This is a genomic window from Streptomyces sp. NPDC043878, from assembly GCF_056435735.1.
Genome location: NZ_JBWKDW010000009.1, coordinates 237690 through 256431 on the forward strand (window position 1 = coordinate 237690; position 18742 = coordinate 256431).

General features: G+C 71.6%; 13 protein-coding genes. 6 read left to right on the forward strand and 7 right to left on the reverse strand.

Annotation, left to right across the window (positions count from 1 at the left end; translation table 11 throughout):
• Positions 1–293 precede the first annotated feature (293 nt).
• From AC07AZ_RS15495 to AC07AZ_RS15520, 6 genes are all read right to left on the reverse strand, one after another.
• Positions 294–1445, reverse strand: coding sequence for a uroporphyrinogen-III synthase (locus AC07AZ_RS15495; protein WP_478847765.1), 1152 nt, complete (start codon positions 1443–1445; stop codon positions 294–296).
• 120 nt (positions 1446–1565) lie between these two features.
• Entirely contained in the window at positions 1566–2948 is a 1383-nt protein-coding gene (locus AC07AZ_RS15500) for a nitrate/nitrite transporter (RefSeq protein ID WP_478847767.1), read from the reverse strand.
• A 253-nt stretch (positions 2949–3201) separates the two neighbouring features.
• The gene (locus AC07AZ_RS15505; protein WP_478847769.1) at positions 3202–4635 is read right to left on the reverse strand and encodes an acyltransferase family protein; all 1434 of its coding nucleotides are present in this window, start codon (positions 4633–4635) and stop codon (positions 3202–3204) included.
• Entirely contained in the window at positions 4632–6827 is a 2196-nt protein-coding gene (locus tag AC07AZ_RS15510) for a bifunctional polysaccharide deacetylase/glycosyltransferase family 2 protein (protein WP_478847771.1), read from the reverse strand. Before AC07AZ_RS15510 ends, AC07AZ_RS15505 begins: the two co-directional genes overlap by 4 nt.
• The gene (locus AC07AZ_RS15515) at positions 6827–7741 is read right to left on the reverse strand and encodes a hypothetical protein (protein ID WP_478847773.1); all 915 of its coding nucleotides are present in this window, start codon (positions 7739–7741) and stop codon (positions 6827–6829) included. The genes AC07AZ_RS15510 and AC07AZ_RS15515 overlap by 1 nt, the downstream gene beginning before the upstream one ends.
• A 286-nt stretch (positions 7742–8027) precedes the next feature.
• A complete protein-coding gene (locus AC07AZ_RS15520) occupies positions 8028–8993 on the reverse strand; it encodes a LysR family transcriptional regulator (protein WP_478847775.1) in 966 nt (321 codons plus the stop codon).
• 419 nt (positions 8994–9412) lie between these two features.
• Here AC07AZ_RS15520 and AC07AZ_RS15525 point away from each other — a divergent pair, with 419 nt between their 5' ends.
• From AC07AZ_RS15525 to AC07AZ_RS15550, 6 genes are all read left to right on the forward strand, one after another.
• Entirely contained in the window at positions 9413–10933 is a 1521-nt protein-coding gene (locus tag AC07AZ_RS15525) for an MFS transporter (RefSeq protein ID WP_478847777.1), read from the forward strand.
• Between the two features lie 125 nt (positions 10934–11058).
• The gene (locus tag AC07AZ_RS15530) at positions 11059–12354 is read left to right on the forward strand and encodes an ABC transporter substrate-binding protein (RefSeq protein ID WP_478847779.1); all 1296 of its coding nucleotides are present in this window, start codon (positions 11059–11061) and stop codon (positions 12352–12354) included.
• The gene (locus tag AC07AZ_RS15535) at positions 12351–13316 is read left to right on the forward strand and encodes a carbohydrate ABC transporter permease (protein WP_478847781.1); all 966 of its coding nucleotides are present in this window, start codon (positions 12351–12353) and stop codon (positions 13314–13316) included. Before AC07AZ_RS15530 ends, AC07AZ_RS15535 begins: the two co-directional genes overlap by 4 nt.
• A gap of 53 nt (positions 13317–13369) precedes the next feature.
• Positions 13370–14134 (forward strand): carbohydrate ABC transporter permease, encoded by a 765-nt coding sequence (locus tag AC07AZ_RS15540; RefSeq protein WP_478847838.1) that lies wholly within the window; start codon positions 13370–13372, stop codon positions 14132–14134.
• Between the two features lie 11 nt (positions 14135–14145).
• Positions 14146–16395: an alpha-xylosidase gene (gene yicI, locus AC07AZ_RS15545; RefSeq protein WP_478847783.1), complete on the forward strand. Its 2250-nt coding sequence runs from the start codon at positions 14146–14148 to the stop codon at positions 16393–16395.
• Positions 16395–17405, forward strand: coding sequence for a LacI family DNA-binding transcriptional regulator (locus AC07AZ_RS15550; RefSeq protein ID WP_478847785.1), 1011 nt, complete (start codon positions 16395–16397; stop codon positions 17403–17405). Before yicI ends, AC07AZ_RS15550 begins: the two co-directional genes overlap by 1 nt.
• A 28-nt stretch (positions 17406–17433) precedes the next feature.
• Here AC07AZ_RS15550 and AC07AZ_RS15555 read toward each other — a convergent pair whose 3' ends face one another.
• On the reverse strand, positions 17434–18708 hold the full coding sequence (locus tag AC07AZ_RS15555; RefSeq protein ID WP_478847787.1) for a hypothetical protein: 1275 nt from the start codon (positions 18706–18708) through the stop codon (positions 17434–17436).
• Positions 18709–18742: the final 34 nt, after the last annotated feature.

Below are 18742 nucleotides of genomic sequence, written 5' to 3' on the forward strand. Positions count from 1 at the left end.
AGGCCGCCGCACTACCGGAAGGGACCGGGAAACCGCCCCACCCCACAGTGCACGCCCACCCGCGCCCCCGGAACCCCCCACACACGGGGGACCATCCCCAGCCGGCCCGGCGTTTGAGGACAAGCCCCGAGCCAGCGGTCACCCACACAACTTGCCCTGCCCATGAGGACAAGCCCCGAGCCAGCGGTCACCCACACAGCCCGTCCGGCGTTTGAGGACAAGGCCCCTTCAGGGCCGGAGCGGGGGCCCGGGGGGGGCAGCCCCCGCCACCCCCCGCACAAGCAGCGTGCCGACTACCCGTCGGCGTACTTCGCATCGGCAGCCGGATCCAACGCCAGCCGATACCCCCGCTTGACCACCGTCTGGATGAGCTTCGGCGCCCCCAGCGCCGTGCGCAGCCGGGCCATGGCCGTCTCGACGGCGTGTTCGTCGCGACCGGTGCCGGGCAGCGCCCGCAGGAGGTCGGCGCGGGCCACGACCCAGCCCGGCCGCCGCGACAGCGCCCGCAGCAGCGACATGCCGGCCGGCGGCACGGGCCGCAGCGACCCGTCCACCAGAACCGCGTGCCCGCGGATCTCCACCCGGTGCCCGGCGACCGGCAACGCCCGCGCCCGGCCGGGCAGTTCCTGGCACAGCAGTTGTACGAGGGGGCCGAGCCGGAACCGCTCGGGCGAGACCGTGTCGATACCGAGGGCCTGCAACGGCAGCGCGGTGACCGGGCCGACGCAGGCCGGCAGCACGTCGTGGTGGAGGGCGGCCAGCAACTCGGACCGCAGTCCGCGTACTTCGGCCCGTGACAGCAGGGACGCGGCCGCGGGGGCGCTGGTGAAGGTGAGCGCGTCGACGCCGCGGGAGACGGTGGCGTCCAGCAGCCGGTCCACGGGGCCGATGTCCTCCGGCGGCATCCACCGGTACACCGGTACCCCGAGCACCTCCGCTCCCCCGACCCGCAGCGCCTCCACGAACCCGGGCAGCGGCTCGCCGTGCAGCTGTACGGCGATACGGCGGCCCTCGACCCCCTCCTCAAGGAGCCGGTCGAGTACCTCCGCCATGGACTCGGAGCTGGGCGACCACTCCTCCGTGAGCCCGGCGGCCCGGATCGCCCCCTTGACCTTGGGTCCGCGGGCGAGCACCTCGACCCCACGCAGTCTGGCCAGCAGGTCCTCGCCGAGACCCCAGCCGTCGGCGGCCTCGATCCAGCCCCGGAAGCCGATGGCGGTGGTGGCGACGACGACGTCCGGCGCCTGGTCGATGACCTCCTTGGTGGCGGCGAGCAGCTCGCTGTCGTCGGCGACCGGCACGATGCGCAGGGCGGGGGCGTGCAGGACGGCGGCACCGCGGCGCTGGAGCAGCGCCCCGAGCTCGTCGGCCCGGCGCGCGGCGGTCACGCCCACGGTGAAGCCCGCGAGGGGGCCGTGGTCCGGTGGCTGCTGTTCGTCGTACATGGCTCTCGTCCCGCGCTCGGAGTCGTTGCGCCTTCAGGAGGTGTCTCTCACCTTCACGCCGATCGAGCCTGTCAACGATGCGTGACAGGCTCGGTTCGGCTTCGTGTCGCTGGTGTTACGTCACACCTCGACGTAGCTGAGCTGCGGCTTCGCCTCTGCGGCGGAGGTGCTGCGCGCCGAGGCGGCCGGACGTCGAAGGTATACGGCCCAGGTGACGACGAAGCAGGCGGCGTAGAAGGCGAGGAAGGCGACGAAGGCACCGGTGCCGGAACCGGAGGTGAGGAAGGACTGCCGGAAGGCGAGGTTGATGCCGACGCCGCCGAGCGCGCCCACCGCGCCGATCAGGCCCATGGAGGCACCGGAGAGCCGGCGCCCGTAGGCCGCGGCCTCCTCGCCGTTCAGCCCCTTGGCGAGGGCCTTGGTCTGGAAGATGCCGGGGATCATCTTGTACGTCGAGCCGTTGCCGAGGCCGGTGAGGACGAACAGCACCACGAACGCGCTGGTGAACAGGGCCAGCGACTTCTCCATGCTCGCGGCGATGAGGACGGCGGTCGCCGCGCCCATCCCGACGTAGTTGTACAGCGTGATCTTCGCGCCGCCGTACTTGTCGGCCAGCCAGCCGCCCACGGGACGGATCAGCGAGCCGAGCAGCGGGCCGATGAAGGTGACGTACGCCGCCTCCAGCGGGGTGCGGCCGAACTGGTTGGTCAGCACCTGCCCGAAGGCGAAGCTGTAGCCGATGAAGGACCCGAAGGTGCCGACGTAGAGGAAGGCCATGATCCAGGTGTGCCCGTCCTTCGCGGCGTCCCTGGCGGCGCCGGTGTCGTTCTTCACGGACGCGATGTTGTCCATGAAGAGCGCGGCGAGGACGGCGGCGACCACGATCAGCGGGATGTAGATCCCGAGCAGCACCCGGGGACCGCCGCCGGCGCCGATGATCGCGAGGGCGATCAGCTGGATGACGGGAACGCCGATGTTGCCGCCGCCGGCGTTCAGACCGAGCGCCCAGCCCTTCTTGCGAAGCGGGAAGAAGGCGTTGATGTTGGTCATGGAGGAGGCGAAGTTGCCGCCGCCGATGCCGGCCAGCAGGCCGACCAGCAGGAAGGTGTCGAAGGAGGTCCCGGGTTTCATCACGGTGAACGCGGCGATGGTCGGGACGAGCAGCAGGCCGGCGGAGATGATGGTCCAGTTCCGGCCGCCGAAGATCGCCACGGCGAAGGTGTACGGCACCCGCACGACCGCGCCGACCAGCGTCACCATCGACGTGAGCAGGAACTTGTCGGCGGGGGTGAGGCCGTACTCCGGGCCCATGAAGAGCACCAGCACGGACCACATGGTCCAGATCGAGAACCCGATGTGCTCGGACAGGACGGAGAAGGCGAGGTTGCGGCGGGCGACCTTCTCTCCGGTCTCGTTCCAGAAGGTCTCGTCCTCCGGATCCCACTGCTGGATCCAGCGGCCGCCCCTGCTCGGGGGTGCGGGGGCTGTGTTAGGGGCTGTCATGACGCCTCCACGGTGCTCCGGGGCTCGGTCGTTCAGGGCGATGAGCGGTGATGAGTCCCGAAGGTAGGGAGGGCGCGTTTCCGCGCTGTGGCTGTGAGTGACCGGAAAGGAACGTTGCTCTCACCCCGCGCGAAGGCGTGATGAGAGGTCGGGGCGGCCGGAGCCGGCGCCGACCGCCGGAGTGACGGAGCCGGCGCCGACCGCCGGAGTGACGGAGCCCGCCGTACAGCGCCGGCGGGCTCCGTCGTTCCGGTCAGGCGCGGTGCGCCCCGGCCCGGGCGCCGCGGCCGGCCGAGCCGGTCGGCCACAGGCGCGGCTTCCGTTTCGCCGCCACGTCCTCCATCCACCCGAAGCAGACGATGCATCCGGCGGTGAGGATCCAGGTCACGAGCAGGACCGGCCAGGAGCTCTCCAGGAGCCAGGGGGTGTGCACCTCGAGCACTTCGAAGCCCCACAGCTGGTCCCACATCGTGGCGGCGGCGACGATGCACACGTTGTGCCAGAGATAGACGGTCACGGCACGGGAGTTGAGGAGGGTGACCACTTTGTCGCAGCGGCGCAGCCGGCGGGGCCACTCGGACCACGAGGGGCTGAAGTGCAGCAGCAACAGCACGGTCGAGACGGACCACAGGGCCTGCCCGAAGGGGATGTCGTCGAGGTCGTGGCCCGCCTTGAAGCCGTGCGTGAGCGCGTACCAGAGGCCGAGCAGCGCGACGGCCGGCGCGAGGGAGGGCACCGCGTAGCGCGGGATGCGCTTGAGGATGCCCTCCTGGTGGGCCATGCCGAGGATCCAGCAGGATCCGAAGGTGGCGAAGTCGGACGCGGCCGAGTTGAGGCGGGTGCTGGGAATCGCGAGGTAGCCGAACTCGAGGGCCGCGCACAGGGCGACCGGCGAGAGGATCGTCGCCCACGGGAGCACACGCAGGGCCTTGAGGAGGGCCGGGGAGAGCAGGACGAACCAGAGATAGGCACGGATGTACCAGAGGGGTACGGCCAGTTCGTAGGCCCAGTCCCCGCCGACGAAGCCGTGGACGCCGGCGAGGCTGTCGGCGGCGGGCGGTTCGCTCAGCGGCAGGATCCAGAAGGTGAGGTGCAGCCACCACCAGCCGGGGTGGCCCTCGGAGTTCGGTCCCCAGCCCTGGAGCAGCATGCCGGTGACGCCGATCGCGCCCAGCAGCCACAGCGGGGGCAGCAGCCGGCGCATGCGCCCGCGGATCACCTCGATCGGCGGGCGGCGCCTGAGCGAGCGGGCCATGAGGTTGCCGGCCAGCGCGAACATGACGCCCATGGACGGGAACAGCACGGGCAGCCAGGCCCAGCCCATCAGGTGGTAGAAGACCACCCGGAACAGGGCGATGGCGCGCAGCAGGTCGAAGTAGCGGTCGCGGGCCGGTGCCCGTCGGGTCTGCTCGGCGGCCTGGGCGGTCTGCCCCGGCGCCACGGTCGCGTCCGTGCCATCCGTGCCGTCCGTGCCGTCCGTGCCGTCCGTGCCGGGCGGTCCGGTGGGTACGGCCGTCTCGGCGCCGGACGGCCCGGTGGCCGCGGGCGCCTGGACGCCGGGGGGTCCGGGTGCGGGCGCCTGGGCGCCGGGCGGTCCGGTGGGCGTGGTGGGTGCCGTCATGTCGAAGGCTTTCCGGGTGGGGATACGGGCCGTCGGGGACGGCCCGGTGGGCGGGACGGTGCTCATCGGACCGGCCTCCCGTCCAGGACCTCGCCGCGCGGGGCGGGTGCGGTGGCCGGCGGGGCGGAGACCCCGCCCTTGCGCCGTAGTTTCTGCCAGCGCAGGCGGCCGCCGGTGAGGGCCGTGATCCAGGACTGGAGCAGGACGACGTACATGAGCTGCCGGTAGAGGATCTGTTGCAGGGGCAGCGAGATGAGCGGGGCGGGTGACTCGCGGTCGAGGGCGAAGGAGTAGCCCGCGCAGACCGCCTGGACCGCGAGGACGCCGAACCAGGCGGCGACCGTCCTGCCGGTCGGGCCGAAGACCAGACCGTAGAGCAGGAAGATGTCGATCAGCGGGGCCAGGAGCGGGGCGACCACCATGAACAGGGAGACCAGGGGCAGGCCGACGCGGCCGAAGCGGCCGGAGGGTCCCCGTTCGACGAGGGCGCGGCGGTGCTTCCAGATCGCCTGCATGGTGCCGTACGACCAGCGGTAGCGCTGGGACCACAGCTGCTGGACCGACTCCGGGGCCTCGGTCCAGGCGCGGGCGTTCTCGGCGTAGACCACGCGCCAGCCGTCGCGGTGCATCGCCATGGTGATGTCGGTGTCCTCGGCGAGGGTGTCGTCGCTCATGCCGCCGACCCGTTCGAGGGCCGTGCGCCGGAACGCGCCGACCGCGCCGGGGATGGTGGGCATGCAGCGCAGGACGTCGTACATGCGGCGGTCGAGGTTGAAGCCCATCACGTACTCGATGTGCTGCCAGGCGCCGATGAGGGTGTCCCGGTTGCCGACCTTGGCGTTGCCGGCGACGGCGCCCACGCGCGGGTCGCCGAAGGGCTGCACCAGTTCACGGACGGTGGACGGTTCGAAGACCGTGTCGCCGTCCATCATCACGACGATGTCGTGCCGGGCGTTCGCCAGACCGCGGTTGAGCGCGGCCGGCTTGCCCGCGTTGAGCTGCCGGATCACCCGCACGTCGGGCAGGTCCAGTCCCTCCACGATCCGTGCGGTGCCGTCGGCGGAACCGTCGTCGATGACGAGGATCTCGATCGGGTGCTCGCTCGCCATGAGGGAACGGACCGTGTTCTCGATGCACTTGGCCTCGTTGTACGCCGGTACCAGCACCGACACCGGTTCGGTGACCGCCGGTCCCCAGCGGAAGCCGCGGCGCCGGACCCGGCGGGCGTGCACGCCGGACAGTACGAACATCAGGCCGAAGCGGGCGATGACCAGGGAGCCGATGACGGCGAGGCACACCACCAGTACACCGGTGATCTCGTCGGAGGCCTCGACCAGGAAGATCCACGCCTTGCCCTTCCACAGGCCGACCCCGGTGACCGGGGTGTGCGCGCTGGGCGCGTCGAGGGCCTCGGTGAGGTTGTCGAAGGCGTAGCCGTCGGCCTTGAGCCGGGGCAGGAGCCTGTCCAGTGCCTGCACGGTCTGGTGGCGGTCGCCGCCGGAGTCGTGCATCAGGACGATCGCGCCCTTGCCGCCCTTGGGGGTGGCGCCGCGGATGATCTGCGCGACGCCCGGCTTGCGCCAGTCCTCACTGTCGACGCTGGTGACGACGGTGATGTAGCCGCGGGAGCCGATGTACCGGGTGACCGGCCAGGACCTGTTGTCCATCGCGTCGGCGAAGGAGGAGTACGGCGGCCGGAAGAGCGAGGTGCGGATGCCGGCCGCGCCGGTGATGGCGAGCTGGTTCTGCGACAGCTCCCAGTCGATGCGCTTGCGGGACTGGAAGGAGAGGTCGGGGTGGTTGAAGGTGTGCAGGCCGACCTCGTGGCCCTCGGCGACCATGCGCCGGACCAGTTCGGGATAGCGCGAGGTCATGGTGCCGGTGACGAAGAAGACCGCGTGCGCGTGGTGTTTCTTCAGTACGTCCAGGACTCTCGGGGTCCAGACCGGGTCCGGACCGTCGTCGAAGGTCAGGACGAGGCGGTGGTCGCGCACCTTCAGGGAGGTGGTGCGGCCGCCGCGGGTGTCGATGACCGGGCCGCCGTCGAGGATCTTCTGCGGCACCCTGTCGGAGGGTGCCTCGGAGCGGACGCGGTGGTCGGCGAGGATCTCGCTGTGTACGTAGCCGCGCAGCATGAGCATGGCCATCAGCGCGGCGAGGACGAGCACGGGCAACAGCAGGCGCATGGACAGACGGCGACGCCGGGAACCCTCGCGGGTCCGGGTCGCGCGCCCGCCACGGCGGGAGCGGGATGCCATCAGGGAGCCGGCTCCTGGTTCGCGGAGGACGTCGCGGACGGCGCGGCGGTCGGGCCGGACGCCGGGGCGGTCCCCTCGGCCACGGGCGACGGATCGCTCGGGCCGTTGGGCACCGGGCCGTTGCCGGGGTCGGGGCTGCCGCCGACGGACGGCGTCGGGTCGGGTGAGGTGCTGACTCCGCCGGTCGGTGCCGTCGGTTCGGGCGACGCGGAGCCCTGCGTCGGGACCGGGGACGAGCTCGGGACGATCCCGCCGGTGCCCGGCGCCGGGGTGCTCCGGCTGGCCGCGGGCGAGGGTGCCGCCGACGCTGCGGGCCGGGCGGGGCTGCCGGAGGCACGGGGCGCGCCGGGTGCGGCGCTCGGTGGGCTGCCCGGCTTGAGGACCGTGCCGTTCGTGGCCGTCGGGAGCATTCCGGGCAGGGCCGGGCTGCCGCCGGTCGAACTCTTCGACTCCTCGGGTTTGTGCGGGGTCTCGACCTTGTCGGCCGGCTGTTCGTCCTGCTGGCCCGGCACCGGCAGCCAGGGCGCGCTGGAGTTGCCGGACAGCAGGGTGACGACGATGACGACGGCGTAGACCGCGCAGGACAGACCGACGGCCATGCCGATACGGCGGTACCTGCGGCTACGGCGGCCCGACTCGTCGACGAAGACCGGTACGTCGGAGCTCTCGGCCCCGCCCTTGCCCGGCCCGACCAGGAGATCGTCCAGCTCGCCGCCGATGTCGTCGAGTTGGACCGTTACCTCGTCCGGGTCGTGGTCGTTGATCTCGCCGGGCGCTTCCCACGGGTCGCGCGGGGCACCGCCGTCACCGGCCTGTCCCTTCGCGGAGAAGCCCTTGGCGTCGCCGCCCGGGAGGAGGCCCCCGGCGGCACTGCCGGAGGACACGATTTCGGCCGTGCCCGACGAGGCGAACACCCCGGTTCCGTTACTGTCCGGAAATGACTGGGTGGCGCCACTATTTGCAACGCGGCCACTGATCGCGGTTGCGACTTCGAGCCACTCGGGACGGGCGCCTTCCCGTCCATTGCTCGCATTCTTCACATGCACGCACATCCCCCCACGGAATGTTCCTGGGGCGCGAGTACGAGACTGAGCATTCGTAGTCGAACCGGGCCCCCACCCGGCTCGAGCGCCCCCTTTGTCGCAAGTGTGCTCAGGGCCCCGAATCTAGCGCACCGGGAGGTTGCTTGTTTGCCTTGTGTCAATTGTGCCCATGGATGAGGGAGCTGTCGATGGCTGGAATCCATCCATCTGTGGGCTTCCGCAACCACCCTTCGTCGGCCGAGAGTTGGGCCGCCGCACGTCGAAGAACGTCGAATCCGCGATGCACCAGCCCCTTTCGCCACACCAGTGACACGGGGGACAACGGGACGGGTTCGATCAAGGGGCGGAGCACCGTCCCCGGCATGGCCGGAAAGTCCACCACTGCGAGGATCGGGTTCCGGGCCTTTCCCATGATCCGGCGGAACTCCTCGTCCCCGACGGCCAGCGGGACGGGCGGCGCGATCTCGATACCGCGCCCCTCGAACAACTGCCGGGCCAGGTCGGTCCACTCCGGGGTCCGGGGGTTCCCGGCGCCCGCGTAGACCCGCTCGCCGGCCAGCGCGGCCAGCGGGATCCCGGGCAGCGCGGCGAGCCGGTGGTCGGCGGGCAGCACAAGGGCCATGGGCTCGTAGCGGACGAGCTGGTGGTCGAGCCCGGCCCGCAGCGCGGGGTCCAGCCCGGCGAACCGCCCGAAGGACGCGTCGAGCCGGCCCGCGAGCAACTCGCCCGCCGCGCCGGTCAGCCCGCTCTCGTAGCGGGCCATCAGCTCGTACTGGGGGGCGAGTTCGCGGGCCAGGTACAGCACCCGGCGCGCGGTGACCTGGTCCGGGAAGTTCAGGTCCACGAGCAGCGGTCTGACCTGCCCGAAGACGGCGAGCAAGTCGTCCTGGGCCTGCAGCACCCGGCGCGCGTACGGCACCAGCCGCAAGCCGTCGGCCGTGAGGGTGACCTGCCGGGTGGTCCGTACGAAGAGATCGGTACCGAGCTCGCGTTCCAGACGCCGGACGTCCCGGCTGAGCACCTGCTGGGCGACGTGGAGGCGGGCCGCCGCGCGGGTGAAGTGCAGCTCCTCGGCGACGGCGAGGAAGGCGCGCAGGAGACGGGGTTCGAGGTCGGCGGGCATCCGGCGAAGTTACAACGGGAGTGCGAGCCCGGGCCGGGGTGCCCGGCCGGGGCCGGGGGTGCGAGCCCCGGGGCCGGGGGTGCGAGCCCGGGGTGCGGTACCGGCCCGGGGGCGGGTGCGCACCTGGGGCCGGGGGTGCGAACCCGGGGTGCGGTACCGGCCCGGGGGCGGGTGCGCGCCAGGGCGGTGCCGGTACGGGGGCGCACCGGGACCCGGGGTGCGGTACCGGCCCGGGGTGGGGTGCGAGCCCGACGTGCGGTGCCGGCCCAGGGGCGGGTGAGCACCGGGACCCGGGGGTTACCCGCCGCTGCGCGGTACCGGTCCGGCGCTCCTCGCCCCCCGCATTCACAACCACGGTGCGTGAATGGGTACGCAGAAGGTGTTGGACCCCGCGGCCGCTCCCGGGTGACGGTTCATCCATGCCGTCCCGACCGTCTTCGCGGACCACTCCCCTGTTCACCGTCACCAACGACACGCTCGTGGCCGTCGACTTCGGTCCCCGTTTCGGAAGCCGGCCGCCCGGCCCGTACCGCCGTCTCTTCCAGGTGCCCGGCGCCCGCGCCTTCACCCTGGGGAACCTGGTGGCCCGGCTGCCGATGGGCATGTTCAGCGTGAGCGCGGTGCTGATGATCGCCGGTGCGCGGGGCTCGTACGCGCTGGCCGGCGCCGTCACCGCGACCGGGCTGGCGGCGACCGCGCTGGTCGCGCCGTGGACCGCGCGGCTGGTCGACCGGCACGGCCAGGCGCGGATCGCCGTGCCCGCCACGCTGCTCGCGGCGACCGGCTCGCTGGCCCTGCTGCTGTGCGTGCGCCACGGCGCCCCCGACTGGACCCTCTTCGCCGCCTACGCCGCCACCGCGACCACCCCGAACACCGGTGGCATGTCCCGGGCCCGCTGGACGTACCTGCTGCGGGATGACGCCGCGGCCCTGCACACCGCGAACTCCTTCGAACAGGCCGCGGACGAGCTGTGTTTCATGATCGGGCCGGTGCTCGCGGTCTTCCTGTGCGGCACGTTCTTCCCGGAGGCCGGCACGCTGGCCGGCGTCGTCCTGCTGGTGTCGGGCGTGCTGTTCTTCACCGCCCAGCGATCGACGGAACCCCCGCTCACCCCCTCGCCCACGGCCACCCCCGCCGCCGAAGGCCCGAGCCCGACCGCACCCCGGTCCCGGAAGCCCACTCCGCGACCGGACAGCCGCCGCGCCCCGGAGGGTGACCCGCGGGTCCCGGCGCCCACCCGCCCCCGGACCGACACCGCACCGCGGTCCCGGAAGCCCACTCCCCGCCCAGCCCCGCCCGCACCCCGGTCCCGGTGGCGCGCCCCGAGGCGCCCCTCCGCGCCCGGTCTGCTGCGTGCGCCGGGGATGCCCCCGCTGCTCGCCGTGTGTCTCGTCATGGGTGTGGTGTTCGGGGCCATGGAGGTCGTGACGATCGCCTTCGCCGACGCGCACGGCCACCGTTCGGCGGCGGGCCCGGTGCTCGGTCTCCAGGCGGCCGGCTCCTGCGCGGCGGGACTGCTGTACGGGAGGGTGCGGCCGGCCGGTTCCGCGGCCCGCCGGTACGTGTGGTGCATCGCCGCCATGACGACGCTGCTGACGCTGCCGCTGCTCGCCGCCGCCCTGACCGGCTCGCTTCCGCTGCTGGCCGCCGCGCTGCTGGTGGCCGGGATGGCGACGGCGCCGACCATGGTCACCGGCATGACCCTGGTGCAGCGCCGCACGCCCCCCGGCCGGCTGAACGAGGGCATGACCCTGGCCGTGACCGGACTGCTCGGGGGCATCGCCGCGGGCAGCGCGGCCGGCGGCTGGGTGGTGGAGCACCGGTCGCCCGCGGCGGGCTACGCGGTGCCGGTGACGGCGGCCGCGGTGGCGCTGCTGATCGCGCTCGCGCACCGCGGCTCCGCGCGGGAGGCCGGTGGAGATTCACGCATGCCCCATTGACGTGCTCACGACTCCGGCATACCTTCCCCCGTCGAAGCGCTTCGACGTCACGCATCGAACCGATTCGACGACCGCTGCGTGACGCCCCGAGACCCATCCGACTGCGACTCCTCCGGAGGCACAGGATGTTGACGGCACGAAGGCGTGTGACGAGGGCGGTGGCGGCGGTCCTCGGCGGATCCCTGCTCCTGGCCTCCTGCGGCGGCTCGGACAGCGGCTCCGCCGACGGCAGGACGCTCAGGCTGTGGCACTACGAGGGCCCCGACAGCGCGATGGGCGCGGCCTGGAACGAGGCGATCAAGGAGTTCGAGGCGACCCACCCGGGCGTCAGGGTGAAGTTCGAGGAGAAGGGCTTCGAGCAGATCCAGAAGACGGCGCCCATGGTCCTCAACTCCTCCGACGCGCCCGACCTGCTGGAGTACAACAAGGGCAACGCGACGGCCGGCCAGCTCTCCAGACAGGGCCTGCTCACCGATCTCACCGCCGAGGTGGCGAAGCGCGGCTGGGACAGGAAGCTCAGCGCGGGCGTACGGACCACCAGCCGGTACGACGCCGACGGCGTGATGGGCTCCGGCAAGTGGTACGGCGTGCCGAACTACGCCGAGTACACGATGGTCTACTACAACAAGGACCTGTTCGAGCGGTACGGGATCGCGCGGCCGAAGACCCTCGGTGAACTCTCCGCCGCCATGGACACGTTCGTCGCCAAGGGCGTCACCCCGCTCGCCGACGCCGGCGCGGAGTACATCGCCCAGCAGTACCTCTACCAGCTCGCCCTCACCAGGGCCGACCGCTCCTGGGTCGACCGGTACGAGCTGTACAAGGGCAGCACGGACTTCCACGACGACGCCTGGACGTACGCCGCGAACACCTTCGCCGACTGGGTGCGGAAGGGCTACATCAGCGAGAAGTCCACCGGTGCGAAGGCCGAGGACGCGGGTGTCTCCTTCATCCGGGGCAAGGCGCCGATCCTGTTCTCCGGCAGCTGGTGGTTCGGCCGCTTCCGCACGGAGGCGAAGTTCGACTGGGGCACCTTCCCGTGGCCTGACACGCACCTCACCCTCGGCTCCGGCGGCAACCTGTGGGTGGTCCCCAAGGGCTCCGGGAACAAGGACCTCGCCTACGACTTCATCGACATCACCCTGTCGAAGAAGATCCAGAACCTGCTGGGCGACAAGGGCGGTGTCCCGGTCGCGGCCGACGCGGACGCGATCACCGACCCGAAGTCGAAATCCCTCATCGCCGACTTCAACTCCCTGTCGGCCGAGGACGGCCTGGCCTTCTACCCCGACTGGCCGGTCACCGGCTTCTACGACGTCCTCGTCTCCGAGACCCAGAAACTGATCACCGGCAGCGAGAAACCCGACGACTACCTCACCGCCCTGCAGAAGGCGTACGACAAGGGCGTACCGCGACGATGACGGTCACCGTCGAACGGGGCGCGGGGGTGGCCGGCGAGCACCGCCGCCCGGGTCACCCGCGTCGCCCCCGCGACTCCTACGCGCTCTTCCTGCTGCCCGGCGTCCTGGGCTTCCTCACGGTCGTGGTCGTGCCGTTCCTGATGAACACGGGCGTGAGCTTCACCGACTGGCAGGGCGTCGGCAGCCCGGAGTGGTCGGGGCTCGCCAACTACCGCGAGCTGCTGGACGACAGCGAGTTCTGGGCGTCCTTCCGGCACAGCCTGTTCATGGTCGTCGCGATGGCGGTGCTGCCGACGGTGATCGGGCTCGTCCTCGCGGCGGCCCTGTTCGACTACGTCGGCAAGCACTTCGGCAGCCGGGTCGCGGCGGTGCTGCGCGCCTGCTTCTACCTTCCGCAGGTCCTGCCGATCGCGGTCGCGGGCATCGTGTGGAGCTGGATCCTCGCGCCCGACGACGGCTCGCTCAACGCCCTGCTGAAGGCGGTGGGCCTCGGCTCCTGGCGGCAGGACTGGCTGGGCGACCCGGACATCGCGCTGTACAGCGTGATGGGCGTGATGGTGTGGGTGCAGATCGGCTTCCCCCTGGTGGTGTTCATGGCGGGCCTGGAGCGTGTGGACCCGCAGCTGTACGAGGCGGCCGAGCTGGACGGGGCGGGCTGGTGGCGGCGCTTCGGGCACGTCACGCTGCCGCAGATCCGGCCCGAGGTCTTCGTCGTGCTGACCTGGTGCACGATCGCCGCCCTCAAGGTGTTCGGCGCGGTGTACGTGCTCACCAAGGGTGGTCCCGGCGGCGCCACCGACGTGCCGTCGTACTTCTCGTTCACGACGTTCTTCGAGAAGACGCAGGTCGGCTACGGCGCGGCGATCTCCACCGTGCTGACCGTGATCATCCTGGCGGTCTCCGTGATCGGCCTGGGACTCCAGACCCGCGCCGAGGACGCCGAGGAAGGGGCCCGCGCGTGACCGCCCTGCGCCGCTACCCCGTGCTGACCGCCCTGTGCCTGGCCGCCCTGTTCATGGTGGTGCCGTTCGCGATCGTCGCCGTCAACGCGGTCAAGTCGCCCGCCGAGTACTCCGCGCACGGCCCGCTCAGCCTGCCCGACGGCCTGTACCTCGACGGACTGAAGGACTTCTGGCAGCGCGTGGACTACGGGCGGAAGCTGGCCAACTCGGTACTGATCAGCGGCTGCGTGGCCGTCGGCGCGGCCGCCCTGTCCGTCCTCAACGCCTACGCGATCGGCATCGGCCGGATCAGGGGCCGTACCTGGGTGCTCGCCTTCTTCGTGCTGGCGAACATGCTGCCGCAGGAGGCGCTGGTCTACCCCGTCTACTACCTGTGCAAGCGGGCGGGGCTGTACGACACCCGGCTCAGCGTGATCATCGTGTTCACGGTGATCCAGGCGGCGTTCGGCACGTATCTGCTGTCCTCGGTCCTCAGCCGGTTCCCCCGCGAGATCGTCGAGGCCGCCCGGATCGACGGCGCGAACAAGTGGCAGGTCCTGTGGCGGATCGTGGTCCCCGTCAGCCGGCCGACCCTCGGCGTGCTCCTGGTCTTCTTCTTCGTCTGGACCTGGAACGAGTTCCTGCTGCCCCTGGTCATGCTGATCTCCAACGACAACCAGACCGTGTCGGTGGCCCTCGGCGTCCTCCAGGGCCAGCGCCTGATGGACGCCACGATGACCAACGCGGCCGCCCTCCTCGGCGTCCTGCCCGCCGTCGTCTTCTTCCTCGTCTTCCAGCGCACCCTCACCCGCGGCATCGCCGTGGGAGCGGTGAAGTAAGGACCGCCCACATGAAGTTCACCGACGGCTACTGGCTGCTGCGCGAGGGTGTCACCGCCGATCACCCGGCCCAGGTCCTCGACGTCCGCGCCCACGACGGCGTGCTGGAGATCCACGCCCCGACCCGGCCCGTCCGCCACCGCGGCGACCTGCTGACCGGACCGGTCATGACGATCAGCGCGCACGCGCCGATGCCCGGCGTCATCGGCATCACCGTCACCCACTGGGAGGGCGAGCGCCCCCGCGGACCCGAATTCGACCTGACCCGAACCGAGTTCACGCCCACCCTCTCCTACGACGACGAGCACGCGACACTGACCTCCGGCGCGCTGTCGGTCCGCTTCGCTCGCGGCGGCCCCTGGCGGGTCGACTTCCTGGCCGCGGGCCGCACCCTCACCGGCAGCGGCGCCAAGGGCATGGGCATCCTGCGGAACGCGGACGGCGCCCACCATCTCCGCGAGCAGCTCGAACTCGGCGTCGGCACCAGCGTGTACGGCCTCGGCGAACGCTTCGGGCCGCTGGTGAAGAACGGCCAGGTGGTCGACATCTGGAACGCCGACGGCGGCACCGCCACCGAACAGGCCTACAAGAACGTGCCCTTCTGCCTCACGGACGCCGGTTACGGCGTCTTCGTCGACCACCCGGGCAAGGTCTCCTTCGAGGTCGCCTCGGAAGCGGTCTCGCGGCTCCAGTTCAGCGCCGAGACACAGCAGTTGACGTACTACGTCATCCACGGCCCCACCCCCAGGGACGTCCTGCGCAGGTACACCGCCCTCACCGGCCGCCCGGCGCTGCCGCCCGCCTGGTCGTTCGGCCTGTGGCTGTCCACCTCGTTCACCACCTCCTACGACGAGGAGACGGTCACCTCCTTCATCGAGGGCATGCGCGCACGTGATCTCCCGCTGTCCGTCTTCCACTTCGACTGCTTCTGGATGCGGGAGCACCACTGGTGCGACTTCCGGTGGGACCCCCGGGTGTTCCCCGACCCGGAGGGCATGCTGGCGCGGCTGAAGGAGCGTGGGCTGCGCGTGTGCGTGTGGATCAACCCGTACATCGCCCAGCGCTCCCCGCTGTTCGCGGAGGGCAGGGAACTCGGGCACCTGCTGAGACGGGCGGACGGCGGCGTCTGGCAGGGCGACCAGTGGCAACCCGGCATGGCCTTCGTCGACTTCACCCGCCCCGAGGCCCGCGACTGGTACGCGGCCAAGCTGGCGGGACTGCTCGCGCAGGGCGTCGACTGCTTCAAGACCGACTTCGGCGAGCGGGTCCCCCTCGACGTGGCCTGGTCCGACGGCTCCGACCCCGAGGGCATGCACAACCACTACACGTACCTCTACAACCGCACCGTCTTCGACGTGCTGCGCAAGCACCGCGGCGAGCAGGAGGCGGTGGTCTTCGCCCGCTCGGCGACGGCGGGCAGCCAGCAGTTCCCGGTGCACTGGGGCGGCGACTGCGAGGCGACGTACGAGTCGATGGCCGAGTCCCTGCGCGGCGGGCTGTCCCTCGGCCTGTCCGGCTTCGGCTTCTGGAGCCACGACATCGGCGGCTTCGAGGGCACACCGACGCCCGCCCTGTTCAAGCGCTGGGTGGCGTTCGGACTGCTCTCCTCCCACAGCCGCCTGCACGGCAGCTCCTCCTACCGCGTGCCGTGGCACTTCGACGACGAGTCCGTTGAAGTGCTGCGGCACTTCACCCGGCTGAAGCTGCGGCTCATGCCCTACCTGTACGGGGCCGCGCGCACCGCCCACACCGAGGGCGTGCCGGTGATGCGGGCGATGGTCCTGGAGTTCCCGGACGATCCCGGGTGCGCGCACCTGGAGCGGCAGTACATGCTCGGCCCCGACCTGCTGGTGGCACCGGTGTTCAACGACGAGGGCGAGGTCTCCTACTACGTCCCCGAGGGCACGTGGACCCACTTCGTGACCGGGCGGACGGTCACCGGACCGCGCTGGGTGCGCGAGAAGCACGACTTCTTGAGCGTGCCGCTGCTGGTCCGGCCGGGCGCGGTGCTCCCGGTGGGGGCGGTGGACGACCGACCCGACTACGACCACGCCGACGGGGTCACCTTGCGGGCCTACGGGCTGCGGCGCGGCGCCCGCGTGACGGTGCCCGTCGGCGGCGCGACCTTCACCGTCGTCCGCGAAGGGGACACCCTGCGGGCCTCCTGCGACGCCCCCACCGCGCCCTGGGCCCTGGCGGCCGGGGAGCGCGTGGAGCGGGTGCCCGCCGGGACCGGGTTCCTCACCCTGGAGCTGGGCTGATGGTCAAGATCACCGATGTGGCGCGGCGCGCCGGGGTCTCCCCCAGCACCGTGTCGTACGCGCTCAGCGGCAAGCGGCCGATCTCCGCGGAGACCCGGCAGCGCGTCCGGGCGGCCATCCACGAGCTGGGCTACCGCCCGCACGCGGGCGCCCGGGCGCTGGCCAGCAGCCGATCGAACGTCATCGCCCTCGTGGTGCCGCTGCGGACCGGCGTCCACGTGCCGGTCGTGATGCGGTTCGCGGTGTCGGTGGTGACCACGGCCCGGCTGCACGACCACGACGTCCTGCTGCTCACCCAGGAGGAGGGCGAGGAGGGACTGCGCAGAGTCGCCGACACGGCCCTCGTCGACGCCCTGGTCGTCATGGACGTACAACTGGACGACCGGCGCCTGCCGTTGCTGCGCTCACTGGGCCTTCCCTCCGTACTGATCGGCTTCCCCGCCGAACCGGCCGGACTGACCTGCATCGACCTCGACTTCAGGGCGGCCGGCGAGGCGTGCGTCGACCATCTCGCGGCCCTCGGCCACCGGGTCGTGGCCCTGGTCGGCTCACCACCGGAGGTGTACGTGCGCGGGACGGCGTTCGCCCAGCGCGTGGTCCAGGGCTTCACGGCGGCTGCCGACCGGGCCGGGCTCACCTCCTCGCTGCACCCGTGCGAGGCAGCCCCGGCGGCGGCCCGGACGGTGGCGGAACGCCTGCTGCGCGAACAGCCCGCCCTGACCGGCGTGGTCGTCCACAACGAAGCGGCCCTGGAACCCCTGATCGACGCCTTCGAACACCTCGGCCTACGCGTCCCGACCGACCTGTCGGTGACGGCGATCTGCCCGGAGGAACTGGCCGAGTCCACCCGCGTCCCGCTCACCTCGGTCGCCCTGCCGTCGGCGGAGGTGGGCACGCGAGCGGTGGAGCTGCTGATGAAGAAACTGGACGGAGAGGCCGTACCGGAGGCGACCCTGATCGAGCCGAGACTGACCCGGCGGGCTAGTACGGCGCCGCGGAGCATCGTGTGAACCCGGTCAGGCTCAGGCCAGGCGCCGGTCAGTCGTCGCGAAGAAAGTCGGTCAGGTCGGCGATGTGGCGCCGGCCGTAGCCGAAATCCTCGCCGAGTGCCGTGTAGCGCGTGAGGCGCTCGTCGGTGATCGGCACCGAGTAGGCGCGTACGGTCCTCAGCAGCAGGCGGAAGCCGAGATCGGGATCGACACGGGTGACGACCTGCTCCAACACGGGGGCCACCGCGCGCGACAGGGCGAACCACGGGCTGGCGTCGGCGCCGAACCAGGGACTGTCGTGCACCGCTCGGGTCAGCGCCGGCGTGATGTCCCGCAGTTCCCGAAGGACCGTGTCCCGCAGGTCAGTACCGGCCGGTGCGGGCGGACCCGGTGTGAAGCCGGGATCGATCTCCCGGAGGTGCCGCTCGCAGACGTCTGTGATCCGGTGCAGCCATTGGCGCGCGCTCTGCCCCTCGAGGTCATAACCCTGCCCCGTCACCACCTGCCAGAGCGTGGTCAGGGTGGCGTCGGACAGCGGTGACGTCGACAGCCGCAGGGTGTCCTGGAGCAGCGCGAACGCGGCGGCGCCCGGCACGAGGCCCGCATGGTCGCCGGCGACACCAGCGATTCCCTCCTCGACCGGGTACGCGTGCTGCCACAGATCTCCGTAGAACCGACCAGTGAGGAAGGAGAACCCGAAGTCGTGCACGAACCGCCGTCGTAGGGACCCGTCGTCGAAGCGAGGCCAGCGTACGGCGAGTTCGTCGTGGACCAGCGGCGCCGGGTAACCGAATCCTTTCCCGATCTCTTGATACCGGTCGTAGCGCTCCAGGGCGACCGGGAGCGAGTACGCCTTCTGCACGCGCAGGAACAGCCGAAACCCGAGATCGGCGTCCACCTCGGCGACGACCCGTTCCAGCGCGGGCGCGACCTGCGGCCCGGCCGGCTCGACCGAGACGGCCCGTACTTCAGCGAGCACCGCTGCCCTCATCACCTTCTCGTCCACCAGGACCACGGGTGCGGCTCCGGGAGCGAAGTCCGGGGCGGCGCGGGAGATCTCCTGCTCGCACCGCCCGATGATCCGGCGCAGCCCGGCGCGTGGATTCGCGCCGGGATCCTGTTGGCCGCCCGAGGCGGCGAGCAACACGGTGCGCACCACCTCGTCCGGTAGGGGGGAGTCCAGCAGCAGCCGGGCATCGTCCCGGAGGGCACGGATCTCGTCGGCGTCGCCCGCCGGTACGACCGCGGGGTCGGTAACCGCGGCACGGCTGATCCCGAAGTCCCCGTCGAAGTTCCACCAGCGGGCTTCTCGCTGTTCTGACATGGCTTTCCTCGTGAAGCGCCGAGGGCGACACACG

Coding starts and splice junctions, on each gene's coding strand:
- AC07AZ_RS15495 (WP_478847765.1), bottom strand. CDS start 1,445: ATGTACGACGAACAGCAGCCACCGGACCACGGCCCCCTCGCGGGCTTC.
- AC07AZ_RS15500 (WP_478847767.1), bottom strand. CDS start 2,948: ATGACAGCCCCTAACACAGCCCCCGCACCCCCGAGCAGGGGCGGCCGC.
- AC07AZ_RS15505 (WP_478847769.1), bottom strand. CDS start 4,635: ATGAGCACCGTCCCGCCCACCGGGCCGTCCCCGACGGCCCGTATCCCC.
- AC07AZ_RS15510 (WP_478847771.1), bottom strand. CDS start 6,827: ATGGCATCCCGCTCCCGCCGTGGCGGGCGCGCGACCCGGACCCGCGAG.
- AC07AZ_RS15520 (WP_478847775.1), bottom strand. CDS start 8,993: ATGCCCGCCGACCTCGAACCCCGTCTCCTGCGCGCCTTCCTCGCCGTC.
- AC07AZ_RS15525 (WP_478847777.1), top strand. CDS start 9,413: ATGCCGTCCCGACCGTCTTCGCGGACCACTCCCCTGTTCACCGTCACC.
- AC07AZ_RS15530 (WP_478847779.1), top strand. CDS start 11,059: ATGTTGACGGCACGAAGGCGTGTGACGAGGGCGGTGGCGGCGGTCCTC.
- AC07AZ_RS15535 (WP_478847781.1), top strand. CDS start 12,351: ATGACGGTCACCGTCGAACGGGGCGCGGGGGTGGCCGGCGAGCACCGC.
- AC07AZ_RS15540 (WP_478847838.1), top strand. CDS start 13,370: ATGGTGGTGCCGTTCGCGATCGTCGCCGTCAACGCGGTCAAGTCGCCC.
- yicI (WP_478847783.1), top strand. CDS start 14,146: ATGAAGTTCACCGACGGCTACTGGCTGCTGCGCGAGGGTGTCACCGCC.
- AC07AZ_RS15550 (WP_478847785.1), top strand. CDS start 16,395: ATGGTCAAGATCACCGATGTGGCGCGGCGCGCCGGGGTCTCCCCCAGC.
- AC07AZ_RS15555 (WP_478847787.1), bottom strand. CDS start 18,708: ATGTCAGAACAGCGAGAAGCCCGCTGGTGGAACTTCGACGGGGACTTC.